At 72.0% G+C, this 22,614-nt stretch carries 20 protein-coding genes and 1 pseudogene; 16 read left to right on the top strand and 5 right to left on the bottom strand.

What is annotated here, in order from left to right:
* The first annotated feature begins 26 nt into the window (after window positions 1-26).
* The 3 genes from N5I75_RS02710 to nudC all read left to right on the top strand — a co-directional run bounded on the left by N5I75_RS02710 (window position 27) and on the right by nudC (window position 6,082).
* Window positions 27-3,608, top strand: coding sequence for a UvrD-helicase domain-containing protein (locus tag N5I75_RS02710; protein WP_476673804.1), 3,582 nt, complete (start codon window positions 27-29; stop codon window positions 3,606-3,608).
* Window positions 3,609-3,618: 10 nt separating this feature from the next.
* On the top strand, window positions 3,619-5,040 hold the full coding sequence (locus N5I75_RS02705) for a dipeptidase (RefSeq protein ID WP_476673802.1): 1,422 nt from the start codon (window positions 3,619-3,621) through the stop codon (window positions 5,038-5,040).
* 82 nt (window positions 5,041-5,122) lie between these two features.
* Complete coding sequence (gene nudC, locus N5I75_RS02700) at window positions 5,123-6,082, top strand: NAD(+) diphosphatase (RefSeq protein ID WP_476673800.1); 960 nt, start codon at window positions 5,123-5,125, stop codon at window positions 6,080-6,082.
* A gap of 31 nt (window positions 6,083-6,113) precedes the next feature.
* On the opposite strand, the gene N5I75_RS02695 is transcribed toward nudC, so the two are convergent.
* Complete coding sequence (locus N5I75_RS02695) at window positions 6,114-6,356, bottom strand: mycoredoxin (protein ID WP_394430652.1); 243 nt, start codon at window positions 6,354-6,356, stop codon at window positions 6,114-6,116.
* A gap of 161 nt (window positions 6,357-6,517) precedes the next feature.
* Between N5I75_RS02695 and N5I75_RS02690 the strand changes: the two genes are divergently transcribed.
* The 5 genes and pseudogenes from N5I75_RS02690 (at window position 6,518) to N5I75_RS02670 (ending at window position 10,444) form a co-directional block, all read left to right on the top strand.
* On the top strand, window positions 6,518-8,734 hold the full coding sequence (locus N5I75_RS02690) for an ATP-dependent DNA helicase UvrD2 (protein WP_476673798.1): 2,217 nt from the start codon (window positions 6,518-6,520) through the stop codon (window positions 8,732-8,734).
* 163 nt (window positions 8,735-8,897) lie between these two features.
* Window positions 8,898-9,221, top strand: coding sequence for a hypothetical protein (locus N5I75_RS02685; RefSeq protein ID WP_476673796.1), 324 nt, complete (start codon window positions 8,898-8,900; stop codon window positions 9,219-9,221).
* A 187-nt stretch (window positions 9,222-9,408) separates the two neighbouring features.
* A pseudogene (locus N5I75_RS02680) lies at window positions 9,409-9,776 on the top strand (WhiB family transcriptional regulator).
* Window positions 9,773-10,096, top strand: a complete 324-nt coding sequence (locus N5I75_RS02675) for a hypothetical protein (protein WP_476673794.1) — start codon at window positions 9,773-9,775, stop codon at window positions 10,094-10,096. The pseudogene N5I75_RS02680 and the gene N5I75_RS02675 overlap by 4 nt, the downstream one beginning before the upstream one ends.
* A 129-nt stretch (window positions 10,097-10,225) precedes the next feature.
* Window positions 10,226-10,444: a hypothetical protein gene (locus N5I75_RS02670; protein WP_476673792.1), complete on the top strand. Its 219-nt coding sequence runs from the start codon at window positions 10,226-10,228 to the stop codon at window positions 10,442-10,444.
* A gap of 35 nt (window positions 10,445-10,479) precedes the next feature.
* Here N5I75_RS02670 and N5I75_RS02665 read toward each other — a convergent pair whose 3' ends face one another.
* Together N5I75_RS02665 and N5I75_RS02660 are read right to left on the bottom strand one after the other, a co-directional pair.
* Complete coding sequence (locus N5I75_RS02665) at window positions 10,480-11,844, bottom strand: ABC1 kinase family protein (protein ID WP_476673790.1); 1,365 nt, start codon at window positions 11,842-11,844, stop codon at window positions 10,480-10,482.
* A 67-nt stretch (window positions 11,845-11,911) separates the two neighbouring features.
* A complete protein-coding gene (locus tag N5I75_RS02660; RefSeq protein ID WP_476673788.1) occupies window positions 11,912-13,075 on the bottom strand; it encodes a ThiF family adenylyltransferase in 1,164 nt (387 codons plus the stop codon).
* A 223-nt stretch (window positions 13,076-13,298) separates the two neighbouring features.
* Between N5I75_RS02660 and N5I75_RS02655 the strand changes: the two genes are divergently transcribed.
* From N5I75_RS02655 to N5I75_RS02640, 4 genes are all read left to right on the top strand, one after another.
* Window positions 13,299-13,895, top strand: a complete 597-nt coding sequence (locus tag N5I75_RS02655) for a M48 metallopeptidase family protein (RefSeq protein WP_476673786.1) — start codon at window positions 13,299-13,301, stop codon at window positions 13,893-13,895.
* A 126-nt stretch (window positions 13,896-14,021) separates the two neighbouring features.
* Window positions 14,022-15,656, top strand: coding sequence for a TerD family protein (locus N5I75_RS02650; protein ID WP_476673784.1), 1,635 nt, complete (start codon window positions 14,022-14,024; stop codon window positions 15,654-15,656).
* An 11-nt stretch (window positions 15,657-15,667) separates the two neighbouring features.
* Window positions 15,668-16,348 carry an AIM24 family protein gene (locus tag N5I75_RS02645; RefSeq protein ID WP_476673782.1) on the top strand — a complete coding sequence of 227 codons (681 nt, stop codon included), beginning with the start codon at window positions 15,668-15,670 and terminating at the stop codon, window positions 16,346-16,348.
* Between the two features lie 16 nt (window positions 16,349-16,364).
* Entirely contained in the window at window positions 16,365-17,120 is a 756-nt protein-coding gene (locus tag N5I75_RS02640) for an AIM24 family protein (protein ID WP_476673780.1), read from the top strand.
* 103 nt (window positions 17,121-17,223) lie between these two features.
* Here N5I75_RS02640 and N5I75_RS02635 read toward each other — a convergent pair whose 3' ends face one another.
* Window positions 17,224-17,748, bottom strand: coding sequence for an NUDIX hydrolase (locus N5I75_RS02635; RefSeq protein ID WP_476673778.1), 525 nt, complete (start codon window positions 17,746-17,748; stop codon window positions 17,224-17,226).
* The gene (locus tag N5I75_RS02630; RefSeq protein WP_476673776.1) at window positions 17,745-19,220 is read right to left on the bottom strand and encodes a zinc-dependent metalloprotease; all 1,476 of its coding nucleotides are present in this window, start codon (window positions 19,218-19,220) and stop codon (window positions 17,745-17,747) included. The genes N5I75_RS02635 and N5I75_RS02630 overlap by 4 nt, the downstream gene beginning before the upstream one ends.
* A gap of 192 nt (window positions 19,221-19,412) precedes the next feature.
* Here N5I75_RS02630 and N5I75_RS02625 point away from each other — a divergent pair, with 192 nt between their 5' ends.
* The 4 genes from N5I75_RS02625 (at window position 19,413) to N5I75_RS02610 (ending at window position 22,543) form a co-directional block, all read left to right on the top strand.
* Window positions 19,413-20,528 carry an SDR family oxidoreductase gene (locus N5I75_RS02625; protein ID WP_476673774.1) on the top strand — a complete coding sequence of 372 codons (1,116 nt, stop codon included), beginning with the start codon at window positions 19,413-19,415 and terminating at the stop codon, window positions 20,526-20,528.
* A 117-nt stretch (window positions 20,529-20,645) separates the two neighbouring features.
* Window positions 20,646-21,110, top strand: a complete 465-nt coding sequence (locus N5I75_RS02620) for a molybdenum cofactor biosynthesis protein MoaE (RefSeq protein WP_476673772.1) — start codon at window positions 20,646-20,648, stop codon at window positions 21,108-21,110.
* 124 nt (window positions 21,111-21,234) lie between these two features.
* Window positions 21,235-21,399 carry a hypothetical protein gene (locus N5I75_RS02615; RefSeq protein WP_476673770.1) on the top strand — a complete coding sequence of 55 codons (165 nt, stop codon included), beginning with the start codon at window positions 21,235-21,237 and terminating at the stop codon, window positions 21,397-21,399.
* 55 nt (window positions 21,400-21,454) lie between these two features.
* Window positions 21,455-22,543, top strand: a complete 1,089-nt coding sequence (locus N5I75_RS02610) for a YlbL family protein (protein WP_476673768.1) — start codon at window positions 21,455-21,457, stop codon at window positions 22,541-22,543.
* Window positions 22,544-22,614: the final 71 nt, after the last annotated feature.

Genomic DNA, 22,614 nt, shown 5'->3' with positions numbered 1-22,614 from the left:
CAGTGGTGCCGGTTAGCCTCGTTGAGGTGACCACCCGCCTCACCGATCCCGAGCAGCTCAAGGAGCTCCTCGGCATCCCGTTCACGCCGGAGCAGACGGCCTGCATCGTCGCGCCGCCCGCTCCGCAGGTGATCGTGGCCGGGGCCGGATCCGGCAAGACGACGGTGATGGCGGCGCGCGTGGTCTGGCTGGTCGGCACCGGGCAGGTCGCGCCCGAGCAGGTCCTCGGCCTCACCTTCACCAACAAGGCGGCGGGCGAGCTGGCGGAGCGCGTCCGCAAAGCCCTGATCAAGGCGGGCGTCACCGACCCCGACACCATCGACCCGGACCACCCTCCTGGCGAACCCGTGATCTCCACGTACCACGCCTTCGCCGGGCGGCTCCTGACCGACCACGGGCTGCGCATCGGCCTCGAACCGACGACGCGGCTGCTCGCCGACGCCACCCGCTTCCAGCTCGCCGCGCGCGTGCTGCGTGAGGCGCCGGGGCCCTACCCGGCGCTCACCCGCTCCTTCGCCGACCTCGTCAGCGACCTCCTCGCCCTCGACTCCGAGCTGGCCGAGCACCTCGTACGGCCCGACCGGCTCCGGGCCTACGACCATGAGCTGCTGCGCTCCCTGGAGGGCGTCAAACTCAGCAACGCGGACCTGCGCAAGGTCCCCGAAGCCGCCGCCGCGCGCCTCGAACTGACCGAGCTGGTGAGCCGCTACCGGGAGGCCAAGCGGGCCCGGGACGTCCTCGACTTCGGCGACCAGATCGCCCTGTCGGCCACCCTGGCCGAGACCCGCCCCGAGGTCGGCGAGATCCTGCGCGACGAGTTCCGCGTCGTCCTGCTCGACGAGTACCAGGACACCTCGGTGGCCCAGCGCATCCTCCTCGCGGGCCTCTTCGGCGGCGACAGCGGCCACGCCGTGACCGCCGTCGGCGACCCCTGCCAGGCGATTTACGGATGGCGCGGCGCCTCGGTCGCCAACCTCGACGACTTCCCGCGCCACTTCACGTACGCCGACGGCCGCCCGGCGACCCGCATGGCGCTCAGCGAGAACCGGCGCAGCGGCGGCCGCCTCCTGGACCTGGCCAACGGCCTGGCCGAGCCGCTGCGCGCGATGCACGCGGGCGTGGAGGCCCTGCGGCCCGCCCCCGGGGCCGAGCGCGACGGCATCGTGCGCTGCGCCCTCCTGAACACCCACAGCGAGGAGATCGCCTGGCTCGCCGACTCCCTCGCCCACCTCGTCAGGACCGGCAAGGAGCCCGGCGAGATCGCCGTCCTGTGCCGCACCGCGACCGACTTCGCCGAGATCCAGGGTGCCCTCGTCGCCCGCGACATCCCCGTCGAGGTGGTCGGCCTGTCGGGTCTGCTGCACCTTCCCGAGGTCGCCGACCTGGTCGCCGTGTGCGAGGTGCTCCAGGACCCGGGCGCCAACGCGTCCCTGGTGCGGCTGCTGACCGGTCCGCGCTGGCGCATCGGCCCCCGCGACCTCGCCCTCCTCGGGCGCAGGGCCCGCCTGCTGGTCTCCCACGCGCGTGGAGGCGACGAGGACGACCTCGACCGGCGCCTGGCCGAGGCCGTCGAAGGCGTCGACCCCTCCGAGGTCATCTCGCTCGCCGACGCGCTCGACACCTTCCTGGAGACCTCCGTCGAGACCGACGGGGACGACGACGGGCTGCCGTTCTCCTCGGACGCGCGCGTGCGCTTCGCCCGGCTTGCCACCGAACTGCGCGATCTGCGCCGCTCCCTGTCCGACCCGCTCATGGACGTCCTGCACCGTGTCCTCGCCGTCACGGGCCTCGAGGTCGAACTCTCCGCGTCCCCGCACGCCCTTGCGGCCCGCCGCCGCGAGACCCTGTCCAACTTCCTCGACATCGCCGCCTCCTTCGCGGCCAACGACAGCTCCGCGTCCCTGCTCGCCTTCCTGGGCTTCCTGCGCACCGCCGCCCAGTACGAGAAGGGCCTCGACAACGCGCTGCCTGGCGGTGAGAACACTGTGAAGGTGCTCACCGCCCACAAGTCCAAGGGCCTCGAATGGGACGTCGTCGCCGTCCCCGGGCTCGTCAACGGCACCTTCCCGAGCAGCCAGGGCCGCGAGAAGTGGACCGCGCAGGGCAAGGTGCTGCCGCACGAACTGCGCGGGGACGCCGCCACCCTGCCCGACATCGAGGCGTGGGACTCCCGGAGCATGAAGGCGTTCCACGCCGACATGAAGGACCACCAGCACACCGAGGAGCTGCGCCTCGGCTACGTCACCTTCACGCGCCCCCGCACCCTGCTGCTCGGCTCCGGCCACTGGTGGGGCCCCTCCCAGAAGAGGCGGCGCGGCCCCTCCGACTTCCTCCAGGCGCTGTACGAGCACTGCGCCGCCGGGTACGGCGAGATCGAGGCCTGGGCCGACGAACCCGAGGAGGACGCGGAGAACCCGGCCCTCCAGGAGGCATCGGCCGAGCACGCCTGGCCGCTGCCGCTCGACGAGGCATCCCTGGCACGCCGCCGCGCGGCGGCCGACACGGTGCTCGCCCACGTGGAGCGCGCCGCCGACCCGGTGGAGGGCCGCGCGCACACGCAGACGCACCCCGCCGCGCAGGCCGAGCCCCCGTTCGAGGACCCGGACTGGCCGCCCCCGCCCGCCGACGAAGAACCCTCCTTCGGCGACGAAGAACCCCCCTTCGCCGACGAAGAACCCCCCTTCGGCGACGAGGAGCCGCCCTTCGCCGACGAGGAGCTGCAGGACGACTGGGACGCCCTGCCCACTGAGCGGCCCGCCGTCCCGCACCCCACACCGGAACCGCCCTCCCACGCGCGCGTGCCAGAGCCTGCGGACGAGCCCGCCTTGCCGGCCGTTCCGCACCCCGCCCCGGAGCCGACACTCACCGCGGAGGAGGCCCGCACCATCGCCTCCTGGGACCGCGATCTGGACGCCCTCACGGGCGAGCTGCTGCGCGCCCGCGCCGGGGTGCGCGACGTGCCCGTGCCGCACTCGCTCACCGCGTCCCAGGTGCTGCGCCTCGCCGCCGACCCCGACGGCTTCGCCCAGGAGCTGGCCCGGCCCATGCCGCGCCCGCCGCAGCCGGCGGCCCGCCGCGGCACCCGCTTCCACGCCTGGATCGAGGCCCGCTTCGAGGAGCTGCGGCTGCCCATGCTCGACCCGGAGGAGCTGCCCGGCAGCGACGCGGAGGTCGCCGACGAGCAGGACCTGGAGGCGCTCAAGGAGGCCTTCGAGCGCACCCCCTACGCGCACCGCACCCCCTACCGGATCGAACTGCCCTTCCAGCTGGCCGTCGCGGACCGCGTCGTGCGCGGCCGTATCGACGCCGTCTACAAGCAGGGCGACGGCGACGAGGCGACGTACGAGATCGTCGACTGGAAGACCGGCCACCAGCAGAACGGCGACCCCCTCCAGCTCGCCGTCTACCGGCTCGCCTGGGCCGAGCGGCAAGGCGTGCCCCTGGAGTCGGTCAGCGCCGCCTTCGTCTACGTACGCAGCGGGGAGACGGTCCGGCCGCGGCGGCTGCCCGGCCGCGCCGAGCTGGAGCGACTGCTCACCCAGGGACCGGGGACGGCGGAGGAGCCCGTCGAGGAGCCACCGGCCGAGCACGCCCCGGCGGGGGACTAGGCTCGTGAGCATGAGCAAGCCCGTCGAGAACGCTGACAGCGTGGTCAGCACGGTCCGTACGTACATCGAGAACAACCGAGCGGCGTTCCTCGACGATCTGGCCGCGTGGCTGCGGATCCCCTCCGTGTCCGCCCAGCCCGCCCACGCTCCCGACGTGCGGCGCAGCGCCGACTGGCTCGCCGCACAGCTGGCCGCGACCGGCTTCCCGACCACCGAGGTGTGGGAGACGCCCGGCGCCCCCGCCGTCTTCGCCGAGTGGCCCTCCGGCGACCCCGCCGCGCCCACGGTGCTCGTCTACGGACACCACGACGTACAGCCCGCCGCCCGCGAGGACGGCTGGGACACCGACCCCTTCGACCCCGTCGTCATCGGCAACCGGCTGCACGCGCGCGGTGCCGCCGACGACAAGGGACAGGTGTTCTTCCACACACTCGGCGTGCGCGCCCACCTCGCCGTGACCGGGCGCACCGCCCCCGCCGTCAACCTCAAACTGCTCATCGAGGGCGAGGAGGAGTCGGGCTCACCGCATTTCCGCGCCCTTGTCGAGCGCCACGCGCAGCGCCTCGCAGCCGACGCCGTGATCGTCTCCGACACCGGCATGTGGTCCGAGGACACCCCGACGGTGTGCACCGGCATGCGCGGCCTCGCCGACTGCGAGATCGAACTGCGCGGCCCCGACCAGGACATCCACTCCGGCTCGTTCGGCGGCGCCGTCCCGAACCCGGCGACCGCCGCCGCCCGCCTCGTCGCCGCGCTCCACGACGAGCACGCGCGCGTGGCCGTGCCCGGCTTCTACGACGGCGTCCAGGAGCTCACCGACCGGGAGCGCGCCCTCTTCGCGGAGCTGCCCTTCGACGAGGACCAGTGGCTGCGCACGGCCAAGTCCCACGCCACGCACGGCGAGGCCGGACACAGCACCCTGGAGCGCATCTGGGCCCGGCCCACGGCGGAGGTCAACGGGATCGGGGGCGGCTACCAGGGCCCCGGCGGCAAGACGATCGTGCCGTCCTCCGCCCTGCTGAAGCTGTCGTTCCGGCTGGTCGCCGGGCAGGACCCCGACCACGTCGAGAAGGCGATCACCGCCTGGGTCGCCGAACAGCTGCCCGCCGGGATCAGCCACACGATCACCTTCGGCGCCGCGACGCGGCCGTGCCTGACCCCGCTCGACCACCCCGCCCTGCAGTCCGTCGTACGGGCCATGGGCCGCGCCTTCGAGCAGAAGATCCGCTACACGCGCGAAGGCGGCTCGGGCCCGGCGGCCGACCTCCAGGACGTCCTCGACGCCCCCGTGCTCTTCCTGGGCATCTCCGTCCCCTCCGACGGCTGGCACGCGCCGAACGAGAAGGTCGAGCTCGACCTCCTCATGAAGGGCGTCGAGACAGCCGCCTACCTGTGGGGCGACCTCGCGGAGAACTGGACGGATGCGCACTGAACGAAGCCCCGCCCCCGCCGCACGACCCGTCGAACCACCCGCCGAACCATCCTTTTCACGACCGGGGGAGTTGGAAGCACCTGTGACCACCTGGACCGAACGCACCGCCGACCTTGTCGGAGACCGCCCGCTGACGCTCGCCGCGACGAGCGGGATCGACCGCGCCGCGCACCACCGCCTCGACGAGGCCTGGCTCGCCGCGGCCTGGAGCCACCCCTCGACCCGCGTCTTCGTGGTCTCCGGCGGTCAGGCGCTCATCGACGAGACGCCGGACGGCGCGACGGAACTGGTCATGACCCCGGCCTTCGAGGCGCCCCTCACCGAGGCCCACCGCTACTTCCTGGGCACCGACGAGGACGGCGTGAGCTACTTCGCGCTCCAAAAGGACAGCCTCCCCGGGCGCATGGACCAGTCCGCGCGCCCCGCCGGACTGCGCGAGGCGGGCCTCCTGCTGTCGCAGCGCGACGCCGGTCTCCTGGTGCACGCCGTCGCCCTGGAGAACTGGCAGCGCCTGCACCGCTTCTGCTCCCGCTGCGGCGAACGCACCGTCATCGCCGCCGCGGGCCACATCCGCCGCTGCCCGGCCTGCGGGGCGGAGCACTACCCGCGCACCGACCCCGCCGTGATCATGGCGGTCATGGACGAGCGGGACCGCATCCTCCTCGGCCGCCAGGTGCACTGGCCCGAGGGCCGCTTCTCGACGCTCGCCGGGTTCGTGGAGCCCGGGGAGTCCATCGAGCAGTCGGTGCGCCGCGAGGTCTTCGAGGAGGCGGGCGTCCTCGTCGGCGACGTCTCCTACGTGGCCAGCCAGCCCTGGCCGTTCCCCTCCAGCCTGATGCTCGGCTTCATGGCGCACGCCACCTCGACGGAGATCAATGTCGACGGTGACGAGATCCACGAGGCGCGCTGGTTCTCCCGCGACGAACTGCGGGCCGCCTTCGAGACCGGGGAGGTCATGCCTCCCTACGGGATCTCGATTGCGGCCCGCTTGATCGAGCTCTGGTACGGCGAGCCCCTGCCGAAGCCCAGCGACGCGCTGTGAGCGTGCGCCGGTAAGTTCGCCGGTGCGGGGCTCAGACGCCGATCTTCTGCTTGACCTGCGCCAGCGAGGGGTTGGTCAGCGTCGAGCCGTCGTCGAAGAGGACGGTGGGAACCGTCTGGTTCCCGCCGTTCGCCTTCTCGACGAAGGCCGCGGACTCCGGGTCCTGCTCGATGTTGATCTCGGTGTACTCGATGCCCTCGCGCGCCATCTGCTTCTTCAGTCGCTGGCAGTAGCCGCACCAGGTGGTGCTGTACATCGTCACAGTGCCCGGCATGTTCCTCGCGCTCCTTAAAGGCTGGGGTGCGTGTTCGCAATCAGACGAACGCGAGCGGCGGGCCCGCCATTCCCGCCTGCCCTCCGCATTAGTACGACTAACACCGGCCGCCTGTGGACAACGCGACGCATCCGTCCCCGCCGACCTGGCAGCATGGCGGGGTGACAGCAGCAACGCACTCCACCCTGTTCCCACAGGTCCCGCGGACGGCGGACGAGGTGCTCGACGGGCTCGACCCCGAGCAGCGCGCCGTGGCGACGGCCCTGCACGGTCCGGTGTGCGTGCTCGCGGGCGCGGGCACGGGCAAGACGCGCGCCCTCACCCATCGCATCGCCTACGGGGTCCGCGCCGGGATCCTGCAGCCGGCCAGTGTGCTCGCCGTCACCTTCACCAACCGCGCCGCGGGCGAGATGCGCGGCCGCCTCCGCCAGCTGGGCGCGGGCGGCGTCCAGGCCCGCACCTTCCACTCGGCGGCCCTGCGCCAGCTCCAGTTCTTCTGGCCGAAAGCCGTCGGTGGGGAGCTGCCCCGGCTCCTCGACCGCAAGATCCAGTTCGTCTCCGACGCGGCGGCCGCCTGCGGGGTGCGCCTCGACCGCGGCGAGCTGCGGGACGTGACCGCGGAGATCGAATGGTCCAAGGTCACCCAGACCGTCCCCACCGACTACGCGGCCGCGGCGCACAAGGCCGGCCGGGAGACCGTCCGCCACCCGGCCGAGATCGCCCAGATCTACGCGCACTACGAGACCCTGAAGCGGGACCGCTCCGTCATCGACTTCGAGGACGTCCTGCTCCTCACCGTCGGCATCCTCCAGGACCGGCACGACATCGCCGACCAGGTCAGGGCCCAGTACCAGCACTTCGTCGTCGACGAGTACCAGGACGTCAGCCCCCTCCAGCAGCGCCTGCTCGACCTGTGGCTCGGCGACCGGGACAGCCTCTGCGTCGTCGGCGACGCCAGCCAGACGATCTACTCCTTCACCGGCGCCACCCCGGACCACCTGCTCAACTTCCGCACCCGTCATCCCGACGCCACCGTCGTCAAGCTCGTCCGCGACTACCGCTCCTCGCCCCAGGTCGTCCACCTCGCCAACGGGGTCCTGGCGCGCGCGGGCGGGCGCGCCGCCGAGCACCGCCTGGAGCTGATCTCGCAGCGTGAGAGCGGACCCGAGCCGGTCTACGTCGAGTACGCCGACGAGCCCACCGAGGCCGAGGGCGCGGCACGCCGCATCCGCGAGCTGATCGCCTCCGGGGTCTCCGCGGGCGAGATCGCGATCCTGTTCCGCACGAACAGCCAGTCGGGCATCTACGAGCAGGCCCTCGCCGACGCCGGAGTCCCCTACCAGCTGCGCGGGGCGGAGCGGTTCTTCGAGCGGGACGAGGTCCGCAAGGCGCACCGCAGGCTGCGGGCAGCCGCGCGCTTCGGCCAGAACGACACCGGACTCGACGACGCCGTGGACCTGCCCTCCCAGGTCAGAGCGGTCCTCACGGGCGAAGGCTGGACGACCGAGCCCCCCGCCGGTTCGGGCGCCGTGCGCGACCGCTGGGAGTCCCTCGCGGCGCTAGCCCGGCTCGCCGAGGAGTACGCGCGCGCCGAGCCCGCCGCCGGCCTGGCCGGCTTCGTGGCCGAGCTGGACGAGCGGGCCAGCACCCAGCACGCCCCGACCGTCGAGGGCGTCACGCTCGCGTCCCTGCACGCGGCGAAGGGCCTGGAGTGGGACGTCGTGTTCCTGGTCGGCCTCGCCGAGGGCATGATGCCGATCACCTACGCCAAGACCGAGGAGCAGATCGAGGAGGAGCGCCGGCTGCTCTACGTCGGCGTGACCCGCGCCCGGCACCACCTGAGTCTGTCGTGGGCCCTGTCCCGCTCGCCCGGCGGCCGCCCCACCCGCAGAGCCAGCCGCTTCCTCGACGGCCTGCGGCCCGGCTCCACCGGCTCGGCCGGCCGGAGCGGCGGCGGAGGCCGCGGCGGCGTCGAGCACGGGACGCGGCCGGGCGCCGCCGAGCCGCTGGGCGCCGTGCGCCGCAGAGGCGCCCGGAAGGTGGCGCGCTGCCGGGTCTGCGGGCGCACGCTCGAAGCGGTCGAGATGAAGCTGATGCGCTGCGAGGACTGCCCCTCGGACATGGACGAGGGGGTGTACGAGCGACTCGTGGAGTGGCGGGCCCGCACGGCGGCCGCCCTCGGCCAGCCCGCGTTCTGCGTCTTCACCGACAAGACACTGATCGCGATCGCCGAGGCGGCACCGGAGGACGAGGCGGAGCTGTCCCGCATCCCGGGCGTCGGCGTACGCAAGTTTCGCGCCCACGGATCCGATGTGCTGGCCATTTGTGCAGGTCAGATCCTGGAGGACGAGCAGCAGGAGGCCCCCGAGGGGGACTGATTCAAACTCGTCGAAAAAATAGTTTGCGCATGCCCCAGCGATCCCCATAGGTTCTTAAGCACGAAAGCAGCGGCCTTCTCGGAGGCACTGGTTTCGTGCTGTACTTACAAGCCGTCGGACCGGTTCATCCCGGTCCCCAAGACGCCGAGAGGAGGCGATTCCAGTGATCAGCATCAACACCAGCCCCGTCACCACCGTGAAAATGACCGATCGCTCGGTGGTCGCTTCCTGCCTGCTCGGCTTCTCGAACCTGGGCACCGGTCTGTCTGGCGTCAGCGCCATGCGTCCGGAGTCCGGCCTGTCTCTCGCGGGTCTTCCCATTCGCGAGGGCAATGAGCGACCGACCAAGGCACCGGAAGCAGTAGCGGCGGCACAGGCTCAGGCCTATGCCTTCGCGGCGGCCGGTGCCGGATTCCGGAAGCAGACGACGCAGCACCACACGATGTGGGCCTTCCGTGGGCTCGAACCCTGGAGTGATCCAGCCTGATCGACGATCAGGCAGGCGCCTTCAGGGCCGCGGAACCCCACCCGGGATCCGCGGCCCTTCTGTTTTCCCGGAAGAACCAGCGATCTTCCGAGGGACCAGCTCGAAGGGGCCTCGGGACAACACAACAACCCGGCACCACCGCCACCCGGCACACCCGCCGGAACAACCAGACGAGGAAGACACCACCGTGCAACTCGAAGCGCACGCCCCGTCCGTACCGCCTTCGGACCCTCTTCCCCCGCCCGTCCCCACGGAGGACTCCACCTTGAACCCGCTGACTGCGCTCACCGCGCTCGATGACGCCATCGAGAACCTCGGCGTGCCCGTCCCCTGCCGTGCCTACGACCCGAGGTCTTCTTCGCGGAGTCGCCGGCGGACGTCGAGTACGCCAAGTCGCTCTGCCGTACCTGCCCGCTGATGGAGGCCTGCCTCGCCGGCGCCAAGGAGCGGCGCGAGCCGTGGGGCGTCTGGGGTGGCGAGCTGTTCGTCCAGGGTGTCGTTGTCGCCCGGAAGCGGCCGCGTGGCCGCCCGCGCAAGAACCCGGTCGCGGCATGAACACCCGAGGAACGATCGACCGCCCCCTGACGCACGACCCCAAGAAGCAGGCCCCGATGAAGCCGTCCACGAGCGAGCCCGCCGGCTCCGCGATCCCAGACTTCCCCACGTCCGACGCGAACGACTCGCGTCAGAACAGGACCCGTCAGATGCAACTCATCCCAGAAGCCCTGGCCCGTGCGCATATGCACGAGCAGCTGCGGGACGCCCACAGCGAGCGCCAGGCCCTGCGCCTGGTGGTCGCCCGCCGGATGCAGCGGCGCGCCGAGCGCGCCTCGCTGCGCGCCCGGCGGGCCCTGGCCCAGGCCGTCATGCAGTAAGGCGCCGTCGCGGCAGAGCCGTCACGCGGCGCAACCGTCACGCAGTTCTGCGGGGGCCGGTCCGAGAGGGCCGGTCCCCGCGGTGCGTTGTGCCGGACGATCATCGGTCCATGGAGTTATCGTCGCGGAGTGACGTCTCTTCCTGGCGGGGACTCCGCGCATCCGAACAACCAGCGGGCGGGCGACCAGCAGTACGTGGTGTGCGCCCGGTGCGGCACGAGTGCCCAGGGCACGCCGCTGACCTGGTCGTACTCCGTGGAGGACGGGGTGGGCCGGCACGTCTGCGACTCCTGCGCCCGCGAACACATCCGGGCCATCGAGGCCCGGCTCGACTCCGAGTGGTGGTGACCGGGGACTGGTGGTGAACGGGCCGCCGCCGGTGCTCAGGCCTCCGCGGCCGACTCCCGCTCGGGCTCCTCTTCCGCGTCGGCCACGAACCCGGGTACCCACGCCTCCAGTTCGTCCCGCAGCCGCACCGTGGCGCCGAGCTGGCACAGGACACCGATCGTGCTGAGCGTCACGCGGTGTATCAGCAGATACGACGGGGGCAGGTTCAGCTGCTTGCCCAACTGGTGCGCGGGTGACCGGATGTCGGCGATCCGCGCCGCCTGGGAGCGCATCCAGGAGCGGGTGAACGTGAACGCCTCGACCTGTGCGGGCTCGATGATCGGCAGCAAGTAGTCGAGGACCGCGTCCGGTTCGAGCTCGATCGACTCCCGGACGAAGCCCTCCTCGCGCAGCATCCCGTAGACCGCGAGGGCCTCGCCGTCGAGCGTCATCCGCAGGGCGCGGCCGATCGTGGCGGGCAGTCCGCCCGGCAGGCGGTCCACGGTGCCGAAGTCCAGGACACCGAGGCGCCAGCCGCCCTCGCCGTCCGGCAGCAGCCGGAAGTTCCCCGGGTGCGGATCAGCGTGCAGGAGGCCCGTGCGCGCCGGGCCGGAGAAGAGGAACCGTGCCAGCAACTGGCCCGCGCGGTCCCGCTGTTCCTCGCTCCCGTCGGTGATGACCTCGGCGAGCGGTGTCCCGTCGATCCACTCCGTGACCAGGACCTGTTCGCTCTGGTGCACGACGTCCGGCACCACGACATCGGGGTCGCCGGCGAACTCCTCGGCGTGCGCGCGCTGGGCCTGCGCCTCCAGCTCGTAGTCCAGCTCCTCGGTCACCCGGTCGCGCAACTCGGCGATCAGCGGCTTGATGTCCATGCCGGGTATCAGGGGCCCCAACAGCCGTGCGAACCGGCTCAGTTGCGCGAGGTCCGAGAGCAGCGCGTCACCGGCGCCCGGGTACTGCACCTTCACGGCGACCTCGCGCCCGTCGTGCCACACGGCGTTGTGCACCTGGCCTATCGAGGCGGCGGCCGACGGTTTGTCCTCGAACTCCTGGAACAGCTCCTGCCACTGCGCGCCGAGGCGCTCCTCGAGCACCGCGTGCACGGTGCGCGTGGGCATCGGCGGCGCGGCCTCCTGGAGCTTGGTCAGCGCGGCCCGGTACGGACCGGCGACCTCCTCCGGCAGGGCGGACTCGAAGACGGACATCGCCTGCCCGAACTTCATCGCCCCGCCCTTCAGCTCGCCGAGGACCTTGAACAGCTGGTCGGCCGTGCGCTGCTGCAGCTCGCGGCCCACGATCTCGGCGGACTTGCCGCCGATGCGTTTGCCGATGCCCCAGGTCGCCCGGCCGGCGAAGCCGATCGGTAGTGCGGCCAGCTTGGCGGTACGGGTAACCGCCTTCCGGGGAAGATCAGACATACACCCCTCCAAGTGCCGGACAGCCGTGCCGCGCATGCCCAGGCATCATGACGCCGTCAGCCGTTGCTTACACCGCCATTGTGTCGTGCGGCCCTCGCTCCACGGAGGTCTCCTTCCCGTTACCTCCCTCACCCGCACCGCACGGGCACTGCGGATGTGGCCAGACCGGCCGGGCATGCCAGTCGAGCCCCGGCGCGGCCGCCTCCCAGCGCGCCCCGGTCGACGACGGCAGCTCCCCGTCCAGGAAGGCGAGTCCATGCGCCGCGGCGAGACCCGCGACGGCGGTGGCGAGCCCCAGGTCACAGGCCTGGACCTGACGGCTCGCCTGCCCCGACCCCCACTGGGCGAGCAGCCGGGGCCAGGTGGGATCCCGCTCCGTGCGCCCGAGCAGCAGGCAGTGGGCGCAGCCGGTGCCGCCGGGCAGGACGAGGGGCCCCACGATCCCGGTGGCCTCGACCACACCCGCGTAGAGGTGCGGGATGCCCGCCGCGACCAGGTCCTCGGCGGCCGTGGGGGCAGGGGAGTGGACCGCGAGTCCGTCGCGCGGGGCGATGATCACGAGGGAGAGGGCGGACTCCTCCTGCTCCCGGCTGACCGGCCGGTCCTGCGTCCTGCGCCGGTCGGGGCGCGGGGGCCGCGCGGGCGCCGACGCGCGCACCACCTGGCGCGCCGACACGTCCCGGCGCTCGCCGACCGCCTCCACCGGCTGCCCGCCCGGTGCCACGTCCCACGGTTCGACGCAGCCGCCGTCCCGCACATCGACATGGCCCACGCCCGCGGCGGCGAGGACGGACGCCACCAGCGCCCCCACGCGTCCGGCGCCCCGCACCTGCACCCGCACGCGGTGCCGGGCCGCGAGCTTCCGGACCGCCTCGGCGGGCTCGGCCGTGGTCACCGTGAGCGCGGCGTGGTCGGGGCGGAGCCGGTCCATCACCTGCGTCTGTTTCCGGAGCGCTTCGGCGTCCGGGCCGCCGCCGGTGGTGTCGTCGAGCAGTCCGGCCCCGCTCAGCCGTTCCAGGAGCGCGTCCACATGGCCGTCGGGCAGGCCCATGCGCTCGGCCTCCTCCCGCAGCAGGGGTACGCCGCGTGTCCCGTCGAGCAGGGTCAGGAAGCTGCCTGTGGCCGTGTCGACCGGGCCGAGCACCACGGCGTGCGCCGGGGTGAGCCCGAACTGCACTGTGTTCAAGTCGTGCCAGCCGCGCCGCAGGCCGGGTTTCAGGATCGGATGCATGGCTGTGTCCCCCCGTGCCGAATAGTCCGAAGCGAGCCGTCGGTCGCTCGATGGCCAGCATGCTCGCCCGGCGAGAACCGTGCCGAAGGTTGTCCACAGGCGCGGGGTGATAGTCGTACTGGTGGAACGATGGTGCCGGGGCGGCGCACAGAACAGCTGTGGCAGCGCACCGAACCGTTCAGGAGACGGGACTTCCGCACCGCGCAACCGGTAACGTCGGGGCGTGCCCGCCGACCCTCTGCACCGTGCCACGAAACCGCAGCGCAGCACGACCAGTCCGCCGCCGGGCGGCCCCGGAGTGAGCGCGGTCGAGGTCCGCAGGAGCTCCCGGCGCCGCAGGACGGTCTCCGCCTACCGCGAGGGCGACCGCACCGTGGTGCTCATCCCGGCCCGGATGTCGGAGGCCGAGGAGCAGCGCTGGGTGACGGTCATGCTCGACAAGCTCGCGGCGCAGGAAAGCAAGCGGGTCCTCGGCGACACCGAACTCGTCGAGCGCGCCCAGCGCCTCTCCGGGCAGTACCTCGGCGGCAAGGCCCGCCCGACCTCGGTGCGCTGGGTCACCAACCAGAACACCCGATGGGGCTCCTGCACCCCGGCGGAGGGCAGCATCCGTCTTTCGCACCGCTTGCAGGGAATGCCGGAGTACGTCGTCGACTACGTGCTCGTCCATGAGCTCGCGCATCTCCTCGTGCCCGGCCACGGCCCGCGGTTCTGGCGGCTCCTGGAGGCGTATCCGCGGACCGAGCGGGCGCGCGGCTACCTCGAAGGGGTGGTCGCGGCGGACCGCCTTCCGCATCTGCCGCCCGCGCGCGGGGAGTGACACCTCTCACCGTCGCCCCACCGGTCCGGTTCTGTACCAGGGCTGTACCGACATCTCCCGCTTCTGGCGTTTGCAGTTAGCCTGACGCGACGCAATCACCATCGGGATGGGGGACGGTCGTTACGCATGGCCAGGGAATTCCAACGCGGCCACAAGGCCAAGATCAGCGACCTCACCGCGGGTACGGATCTGTACGTCGGCGTGCAGATCACCGGCCCCGGACTGACCTTCGACATCAGTTGCTTCGGGCTCGACGCCGAGGAACGGCTGTCGGACGACCGGTACTTCGTCTTCTTCAACCAGCCCAAGACGCCCGAGGAGTCCGTCCAGCTGCTCGGCGCGCAGGCCGGTGACACGGAGTCCTTCCGCGTCACGCTCGACAAGATCCCGCCGTCGATCCAGAAGCTGTCGTTCACCGCGACCATCGACGGTGCCGGGCAGATGTCGCAGGTGGCGCCCGGGTACCTCCGTATCGTCGCCGGTGGTGAGGAGGTCGCCCGGTACTCCTTCCACGGGGGCGAGTTCTCCACCGAGCGCGCGGTGATGCTGGGCGACTTCTACCTGAAGGACGTGTGGCGGTTCGCCGCCGTCGGACAGGGCTTCGACGGTGGTCTGGACGCCCTGCTGAGGAACTTCGGCGGAGAGGTCGCCGAGGAGGAGCCCGCCGCGCCGCCGCAGTCCGCGCAGGCCCCCGGCTTCGCACCGCCCGCCTTCGCCGCGCCGTCGGCACCCGCTCCGGAACCGGCCCCCGCGCCGCCCGCCTTCGGAGCGCCGTCGACCCCGGCCCTACAGCCCTACGAGCCGCCCGGGACGCCGCCGCCCGCCCCGGCCCCGGCCGCGCCTCCCGTCCACGCCGCGCCGACCGTCATCGCGCCGCTGACCACGCCGCCGGGCACGGTCCCGCCGCCCCCGGCCCCCGCTCCGTACGGCCAGCAGCCACCGCAGCAGCCCTCGTTCGGACAGGTCCCGGGCCAGGGTGGTGCCACCCTGCCGCCCGGTTACGGGCAGCCGCCCCAGGCGCCGCCCGGCTACGCACAGCCGCCCGCCGCCCCGTCCCCGTACGGCGCCCCTCAGGGCATTCCGCAGCAGGCCGGGACCCCGGGCGTCGCGGCCGCGCTCGAGAAGTACCGCGAGGCGCCCACCGGGCAGCGCTGGACTTTGCAGAACAAGAAGCTGATCCGTGTCGACCTCGGGGCCGCCGGCGACCAGCCCGTGCTCGCCCGGCAGGGCAGCATGGTGCTCTACCAGGGCAAGGTCGAGTTCAGCTACAAGGGCGCGGGTTTCGCGGGCCGCATTGTCGGCAACGCCACCGGCCAGGAGATGCAGCTGATGCGCTGCACCGGGCGCGGCCAGGTCTTCCTCGCCGAGGAGGCCACCTACCTGCACCCCATCGAGCTGCAGGGCGACGCGATCTGCGTGTCCGCCGAGAACGTCCTGGCCTTCGACGAGAGCCTGCAGCACGAGGTGCGCAGGATCGAGGGGCACGGCATTCCCGGCGGCGCCCTCTTCGTGCTGCAGTTCCAGGGCACGGGGACCGTCGTCGTGAAGACGCACGGAACGCCCGTCGTGCTGCCGGTGACGCCGACGACCTTCGCCGACTGCAACGCGGTCGTCGCCTGGTCCGCCGCCGCCCAGGCGATCGTCTCCAGCCAGGTCCGGATGCGCCGCAACGCCTACCCCGGGGACAGCGGGGAGAGCGTGAACCTCCAGTTCCGGGGCGCGCCCGGCAATTTCATCGTCGTCCAGCCGTACGAGGTCTGAGGGAGCCCGTCATGAACCAGCCACTCGCGGGCTTCGCCCCGACACCCGTAGCCGCCCGCATGGAGAACCACGGCAGCAACATGCTGAAGGTCGCCATGCAGACCGGGAACGACCTCTACGCGCGCGTGGGCTCGATGGTCGCCTACGAGGGCTTCGTCCAGTACGAGCCCAATCCGCCCGCCGTCCGCCAGGTCGCGCGCGACTGGATCACCGGCGAGGGCGCGCCCCTCATGAAGTGCTCCGGTGACGGTCTGCTGTACCTCGCCGACTACGGCGCCGACGTCGTCGTCATCAACCTCGGCGGCGACTCGATCTCCGTCAACGGCACCAACCTGCTCGCCTTCGACGCGCATCTGCAGTGGGGCGTCGAGCGTGTGAAGGGTCTCGCCAAGTTCGCGGGGCAGGGCCTGTGGAACATCAAGGTCAGCGGGCAGGGGCACGTCGCCCTGACCTCGCGCGGCACCCCCATCGTCGTCGACTGCGGCCGCGGCGAGGACGAGACGTACGTCGATCCGGACGCGCTCATCGCCTGGTCACCGACGCTGAAGGTGAAGGGCAAGCGCAGCTTCCGGGCCGGCTCGCTCATCGGGCGCGGCAGCGGCGAGGCCTACCAGATGGGCTTCTCCGGGGAGGGCATCGTCGTCGTCCAGCCCAGTGAGGACAGCACCGACCGTCTCCGAGCACGGGGCTGAGGGGGAGGGGACCACCATGCAGAGCCCGCTTTTCGCGTACAACGAGCAGCAGACCCACGAGCGCTACACGGTGCAGAACCCGCAGATGCTGCGGGTCGCCCTGGACGGCCACGACGACATCCTCGCCCGCAAGGGCTCGATGGTCGCCTACCAGGGCCTGATGGAGTTCGACGGCGAGGTCCAGACGTCCGGGCAGCGCCGCTCGCGCGCGTACACCGGCGAAGGACTCGACCTCATGCGGTGCCACGGACAGGGCACCGTCTACCTCGCCAACCTCGCCCAGTACATCCACGTGGTCGATGTCGAACAGGACGGCCTGACCGTCGACAGCGCCTACGTCCTCGCGATGGACTCGACGCTGCACCACGAGGTGATCGCCGTCGACAGCCAGTTCGGCATCTCCGGCTCCGGCAAGTACCAGCTCAACATCACCGGGCACGGCAAGGTCGCCCTGATGACGTCGGGCCAGCCGCTGATGCTCCAGGTCACGCCCGACAAGTACGTCAACGCCGACGCGGACGCCGTCGTCGCCTGGTCGACCGGGCTACGAGTGCAGATGCAGGCCCAGACGCACTCCTCGGGCGTCTGGCGGCGCCGCGGCAACACCGGCGAGGGATGGGAGCTCAGCTTCATGGGGCACGGCTACGCGCTCGTCCAGCCCAGCGAGCTGCTGCCGCCGCAGAACGCGGTCGTCGGGCAGGGGCTCGCGGCCCAGTACGGCATGGGACAGCAGGGCGCCCGCGGCCAGAACCAGGGCAACGTCTGGAGCTGACGCCGCACAAGGGCAGGTGTAAGGGGCGGGCACCGTGGTGCCCGCCCCTTACACACGGTCGGCACCGTGGTGCCCGTCCCTTACACACGGTCGCGCCGAGACGCTAGAGGCGCGCCCTCGTCGCCTCCACCAGCCGCACCACCGACGCGTCGGCCACATCGGCGACCTCGTCGTACGGGAACCAGCGCAGGTCCAGGGACTCGTCGCTGATCGCCTCCATGGCGTCCGCCGGGGCGAGCGCCGCGTACTGCGTGTCCAGGTGCTGCGTGCAGGGCCCCGGGATGGGGTGCCGGTCGAGACGGACCGGGCCGCCCGGAAGGAGCGTCAGCCCCGCGATGCCGGATTCCTCGGTCGCCTCCCGCAGCGCCGCGGCGGCCAGTGTCGGATCGCCCGGCTCGCAGTGCCCGCCCATCTGGAGCCACATCTGCAGCTTCTTGTGCAGCGTGAGCAGGACGCGCCCGCGCTCGGGGTCGATCACCAGCGCGCTCGCCGTCAGGTGGCCCGCGGTGCAGGGCTTCCACATCGCGGCGTCACCGTGGGCGGCGAGGTGGTCCAGGTAGGCCTGGCGCAGCTCGGGCTGGTCCTCGTAGCCCTTGAGCACGAGGACCGCGTCGTCGTACAGGCTCACTTGTCGGTGTCGTCCTTGCCGTCGGTGCCGTCGGTGCTGCCCTTGTCACCCTTGCCGCTGTCGCCGCCCTCGTCACCCGAACGGTCGGCGCCGGCCGCTTCGCCGAGCATCTTGTCCAGCTCCGAGAAGTCCAGCTGCTCGCGGTGGACGAAGCCGTCCGGGTCGTCCAGGTCAGAGGCGGTCGGCAGCATGTCCGGGTGCTCCCAGAGGCCGTCCCGGCCGTCCACCCCGCGCGCGTCCGTGAGCGAGGCCCACAGGCGCGAGGCGTCCCGCAGGCGGCGCGGGCGCAGCTCCAGGCCGATCAGCGTCGCGAACGTCTGCTCGGCGGGGCCGCCGGAGGCGCGGCGGCGGCGCAGCGTCTCGCGCAGCGCGTCGGCGGACGACAGACGCGGCTTCGCGGCGGCGTGGACCACGGCGTCGACCCAGCCCTCCACCAGCGCGAGGGCCGTCTCCAGGCGCGCCAGGGCGGCCTTCTGCTCCGGGGTGTCCTCCGGCTGGAACATGCCCTGCTGGAGTGCGTCCTGGAGCTGCTCGGGGTTCTGCGGGTCGAACTGGCCGACCACGTCCTCCAGCTTCGAGGTGTCGACCTTGATCCCGCGCGCGTACCCGTCGACCGCTCCGAACAGGTGCGAGCGCAGCCACGGCACGTGCGTGAAGAGCCGCTGGTGGGCGGCCTCGCGCAGCGCCAGGTAGAGGCGGACCTCCTCCTTGGGGATGCCGAGGTCCTTGCCGAACGCCTCGATGTTCAGCGGAAGCAGCGCCGCCTTGCCGGCCGGGGCCAGCGGCAGGCCGATGTCGGTGGAGCCCACGACCTCGCCCGCGAGCACGCCGAGGGCCTGCCCGATCTGCGAGCCGAACATCGCGCCGCCCATGGAGCGCATCATGCCGATGAGCGGGCCCGCCATGGCCTGCATCTCCTCGGGCAGGACGTCGCCCATGGCCAGACCGACGCGCTCGGCGACCGGGTCGACCAGCTCGCGCCACACCGGCAGGGTCGCCTCGACCCACTCGGCGCGGCTCCACGCCACCGCCGTACCGGCGCCCGACGGCAGCGACGTGGCGTCGTCCAGCCACAGGTCGGCCAGGCGGACGGCCTCCTGCACCGCGGTGCGGTCGGCGGCGCCGACGCTCGCGTCCTTCACGCCGTCCTGCGTGCCCTGGGAGACCGTCTGGCGGGCGATGTCCTTGGCCATGTCCCAGTTCACCGGGCCGCCCTCGTACGAGAGCATCTGCCCGAGCTGCTGGAACGCCGCTCCCAGGTCGTTCGGGTTCATCGAACCGAACATCGCCGCGAACGGGTTGTCCCCGCCCGCGCCGCCCGGCCCGCCGGCGCCCGGCAGACCCGGGAAACCGAATCCGAGCGGGTTGGCAGGTCCCTGACCGCCACCGCCCTGCTGGCCCTTCTTCTTGCCCTCGTCGCCGTCCTCCGGCTCCTCCGGCGGAAGGCCGAAACCAAATGGGGTGTCACTCACGGGATTCCTCGGCTGGTAAGGCCACCGGTTCTCTCCCGGCGGCGACTGCCCGACTACACACACCCAGCGTAGACACCGTGACGGGATCGGGCCTCGGTGCTTCGCCGACTGATGTCCTGCGGCAGGATGGATGCCTCCTGGTACGTACGTGTCATACGCGTACGTACTGAAGACAACCGCTGGAGACGCCGGGTGAGTTCCCCAGATCCGCAGGTTCGCGCAGCGCGAAACCCCTCAACCAGTCAAGGCCCACGCGGGCCCGTCGTCGCGGTCACCGGTGCCGCGTCCGGCGTCGGCGCCCAGCTCACCGAGCGGCTCGCGGCCTCCGACGCGATCAAGCAGGTGCTCGCCATCGACGAGCGGCGCGGCGAGTGCGCCTCCGCGACCTGGCACGTCCTGGACGTACGGGATCCGGCCATCGCGGAGAAGCTGCGCGGCGCGGACGTCGTCGTCCACCTGGCGCTCGACCTCGATCTGGAGTCGGACCCGGCGGCCCGCACGGCGTACAACGTGCGCGGCACCCAGACCGTGCTGACCGCGGCCGCCGCGGCCGGGGTCCACCGCGTCGTGCTGTGCACCTCGGCGATGGTCTACGGCGCGCTCGACGACAACGAGCTGCCGCTCTCCGAGGACGCCGAGCTGCGCGCCACGGCGGAGGCGACCGGCGTCGGCGACCTCCTGGAGATCGAGCGGCTCGCCCGGCGCGCCCCGCGCGCGCACCCCGGGCTCAACGTGACCGTGGTGCGCCCCGCCGTGCTCGTCGGCGGCGGCACCGACACGGCCCTGACCCGTTACTTCGAGTCGCCGCGCCTCCTGGTGGTGGCCGGGTCGCGGCCCGCCTGGCAGTTCTGCCACGTGGAAGACCTGTGCAGCGCCCTGGAGTACGCGGTCCTGGAGCAGGTCGACGGGGAGCTCGCGGTCGGCTGCGACGGCTGGCTGGAGCAGGAGGAGGTCGAGGAGCTCAGCGGCATCCGGCGCATGGAACTGCCGTCGGCCGTCGCGCTCGGCGCCGCCGCGCGGCTGCACCGCATCGGCCTGACGCCCTCCCCGGCCGGTGACCTGGCCTACACGATGTACCCCTGGGTCGTCAGCGGCAGCAGGCTGCACGACGCCGGGTGGCGGCCCCGCTGGACGAACGAGGAGGTCCTGGCCGAGCTCCTCGAGGAGGTCGCGGGGCGGCGCACGGTCGCGGGCCGGCGTCTCGGCCGCAAGGACGCGACGGCGGCGGGCGCCGCGGGCGCGACGGTGGCGCTGCTCGGTACGGCGGCGGTCGTCCGGCGGGTGCGCAAGGCGCGGCGGCGGATCTGAGCCCCGGCGCGGTCGCCCACGGAGCGACGGAGTCGTAGAAGGCTCCAATCCGCCACGCGCGCGTGCCGGGCGAAAGCGCTATTCACGGTTGTCGGCGGCGTACGGCACGATGAGCGCATGGCACCCACCCAGCACGACCACCCAGGTGAGCAGGCGGCGCAGGACCCGATCACGCTGCTCGCCATCCGTGAGACGCCGCTCTCCCTCGACGAGGTCTTCCGGGCCGTCGGGGACGACGCGGCGGGCGGCACCGCGCTCTTCGTGGGGACGGTGCGCAACCACGACGGCGGGGCCGACGTGGACCGGCTCGGCTACTCCTGCCACCCGACCGCCGAGGCGGAGATGCGACGCGTCGCCGAGAAGGTCGTCGCCGAGTACCCCGTGCGCGCCCTGGCGGCCGTCCACCGGGTCGGCGACCTGAGCGTGGGCGATCTCGCCGTCGTCGTCGCCGTCTCCTGCCCGCACCGCGGCGAGGCCTTCGAGGCGTGCCGCAAACTCATCGACGACCTCAAGCACGAGGTGCCCATCTGGAAGCACCAGACGTTCTCCGACGGGACCGAGGAGTGGGTCGGCGCCTGCTGACGCCCGTTGTGCCTCCCGTGTGGTTCCGGTTGCGAAACGGCACCCCTGCTGTGACGGTTGACGCCGAGGGCGGTTAGTCTGCTGATCAGTCAATTGCGGTCGCACACGGGATCGGGAGGTCGGCATGGGGGCGCTCATGTGGCTGCTCATCCCGGTCGTCGCCGGGGTCGGGGCCGCCCTGTGGGGCTCCTGGGCGGGCCGGCGCCGTACGCAGACGGGCGACCACAGCGAGCTGAGCGGTTACGCGCGCTTCCGCGAGGCGATGGAGAAGTCCGAACCCGGGACGTGAGACGGGCATCCGGCCCCACAGGTGCGCCGACAGACACGTCCCGTACTGTCGTTCCATGCCACGCCGCACCGCGACGATGCTCGCCTCGACCCTGCTGCTGATCGCGCTGCTCTGCGCAGGGGTGCTCATCAAAGTGCCCTACGCGGAGATGTCGCCGGGGCCGACGGTGAACACCCTCGGGGACCACGAGGGCGAACCGGTGATCCAGATCTCCGGGCACAAGACGTACGAGGCCAGCGGCCACCTGAACATGACGACGGTCCGCGTGACCAGCGCCGACTTCAACATGAACCTCGTCTCGGCCGTCTACGGTTGGCTGGCGCACGACAACATCGTCGTCCCGCACGACACGCTCTACCCGGACGGCCAGACCGAGGAGCAGTCCTCGCAGGAGAACGCCGAGGAGTTCAGCCAGTCCCAGGAGAGCGCCAAGGTCGCCGCCCTGAACGAGCTGAAGATCCCCGTGAAGTCCTGGGTGATCGTCTCCACGGTCGTCAAGGACAGCCCGGCCCAGGGCAGGCTGCACGCGGGCGACGTCATCAAGACCGTCGACGGCACCAAGGTCACCAAGCCCGCCGACGTGGCGAAGCTCGTCACCAAGCACAAGGCGGGCGAGAACGTCGTCTTCACCGTCGTGCCCGCCAAGGAGGCCGCCGCCGCCGAGAAGGAGGGCAAGGAGGCGACCCGCACGGAGAAGGTCACCATCAAGACGGCCAAGGCCGAGGACGACCGCGCCATCGTCGGCATCCAGGCCGGGACCGACCACACCTTCCCGTTCCAGATCGACATCAAGCTCGCCGACGTGGGCGGGCCCAGCGCGGGCCTGATGTTCTCCCTCGGCATCGTCGACAAGCTCACGCCGACCGATCTGACCGGCGGCAAGTTCGTGGCCGGTACCGGCACCATCGACGACGACGGCAAGGTCGGACCCATCGGCGGCATCGGCATGAAGGTCGTCGGCGCCCGGCAGAAGGGCGCGCAGTACTTCCTGACGCCGAAGGACAACTGCGCCACGGCCGCGAAGGACACCCCGGACGGCCTGACGCTCGTCAAGGTGGACACCATCGACGACGCCATGGACGCCCTGAAGGACATCCGCAGCGGGAACACCGCCGCCCTGCCGAAGTGCACGGCGAAGAGCTGACAAGAGCTGTGCGGAGGGGCGCGCCGGAGTCTCCGGCGCGCCCCTCTGGGTCTCCGTACGGGCCGCCTACG

The sequence above is a fragment of the Streptomyces sp. R818 genome (genome assembly GCF_056172735.1).
This window is presented reverse-complemented; position numbering and strand designations above follow the sequence as displayed.

Excerpts from the sequence above, each read along its gene's own strand:
- N5I75_RS02660 (WP_476673788.1), bottom strand. The coding sequence starts at position 13,075 with ATGCATCCGATCCTGAAACCCGGCCTGCGGCGCGGCTGGCACGACTTG.
- N5I75_RS02640 (WP_476673780.1), top strand. The coding sequence starts at position 16,365 with ATGCAGAGCCCGCTTTTCGCGTACAACGAGCAGCAGACCCACGAGCGC.
- N5I75_RS02650 (WP_476673784.1), top strand. The coding sequence starts at position 14,022 with ATGGCCAGGGAATTCCAACGCGGCCACAAGGCCAAGATCAGCGACCTC.
- N5I75_RS02610 (WP_476673768.1), top strand. The coding sequence starts at position 21,455 with ATGCCACGCCGCACCGCGACGATGCTCGCCTCGACCCTGCTGCTGATC.
- N5I75_RS02665 (WP_476673790.1), bottom strand. The coding sequence starts at position 11,844 with ATGTCTGATCTTCCCCGGAAGGCGGTTACCCGTACCGCCAAGCTGGCC.
- N5I75_RS02695 (WP_394430652.1), bottom strand. The coding sequence starts at position 6,356 with ATGCCGGGCACTGTGACGATGTACAGCACCACCTGGTGCGGCTACTGC.
- N5I75_RS02705 (WP_476673802.1), top strand. The coding sequence starts at position 3,619 with ATGAGCAAGCCCGTCGAGAACGCTGACAGCGTGGTCAGCACGGTCCGT.
- N5I75_RS02675 (WP_476673794.1), top strand. The coding sequence starts at position 9,773 with ATGAACACCCGAGGAACGATCGACCGCCCCCTGACGCACGACCCCAAG.
- N5I75_RS02645 (WP_476673782.1), top strand. The coding sequence starts at position 15,668 with ATGAACCAGCCACTCGCGGGCTTCGCCCCGACACCCGTAGCCGCCCGC.
- N5I75_RS02615 (WP_476673770.1), top strand. The coding sequence starts at position 21,235 with ATGGGGGCGCTCATGTGGCTGCTCATCCCGGTCGTCGCCGGGGTCGGG.
- N5I75_RS02620 (WP_476673772.1), top strand. The coding sequence starts at position 20,646 with ATGGCACCCACCCAGCACGACCACCCAGGTGAGCAGGCGGCGCAGGAC.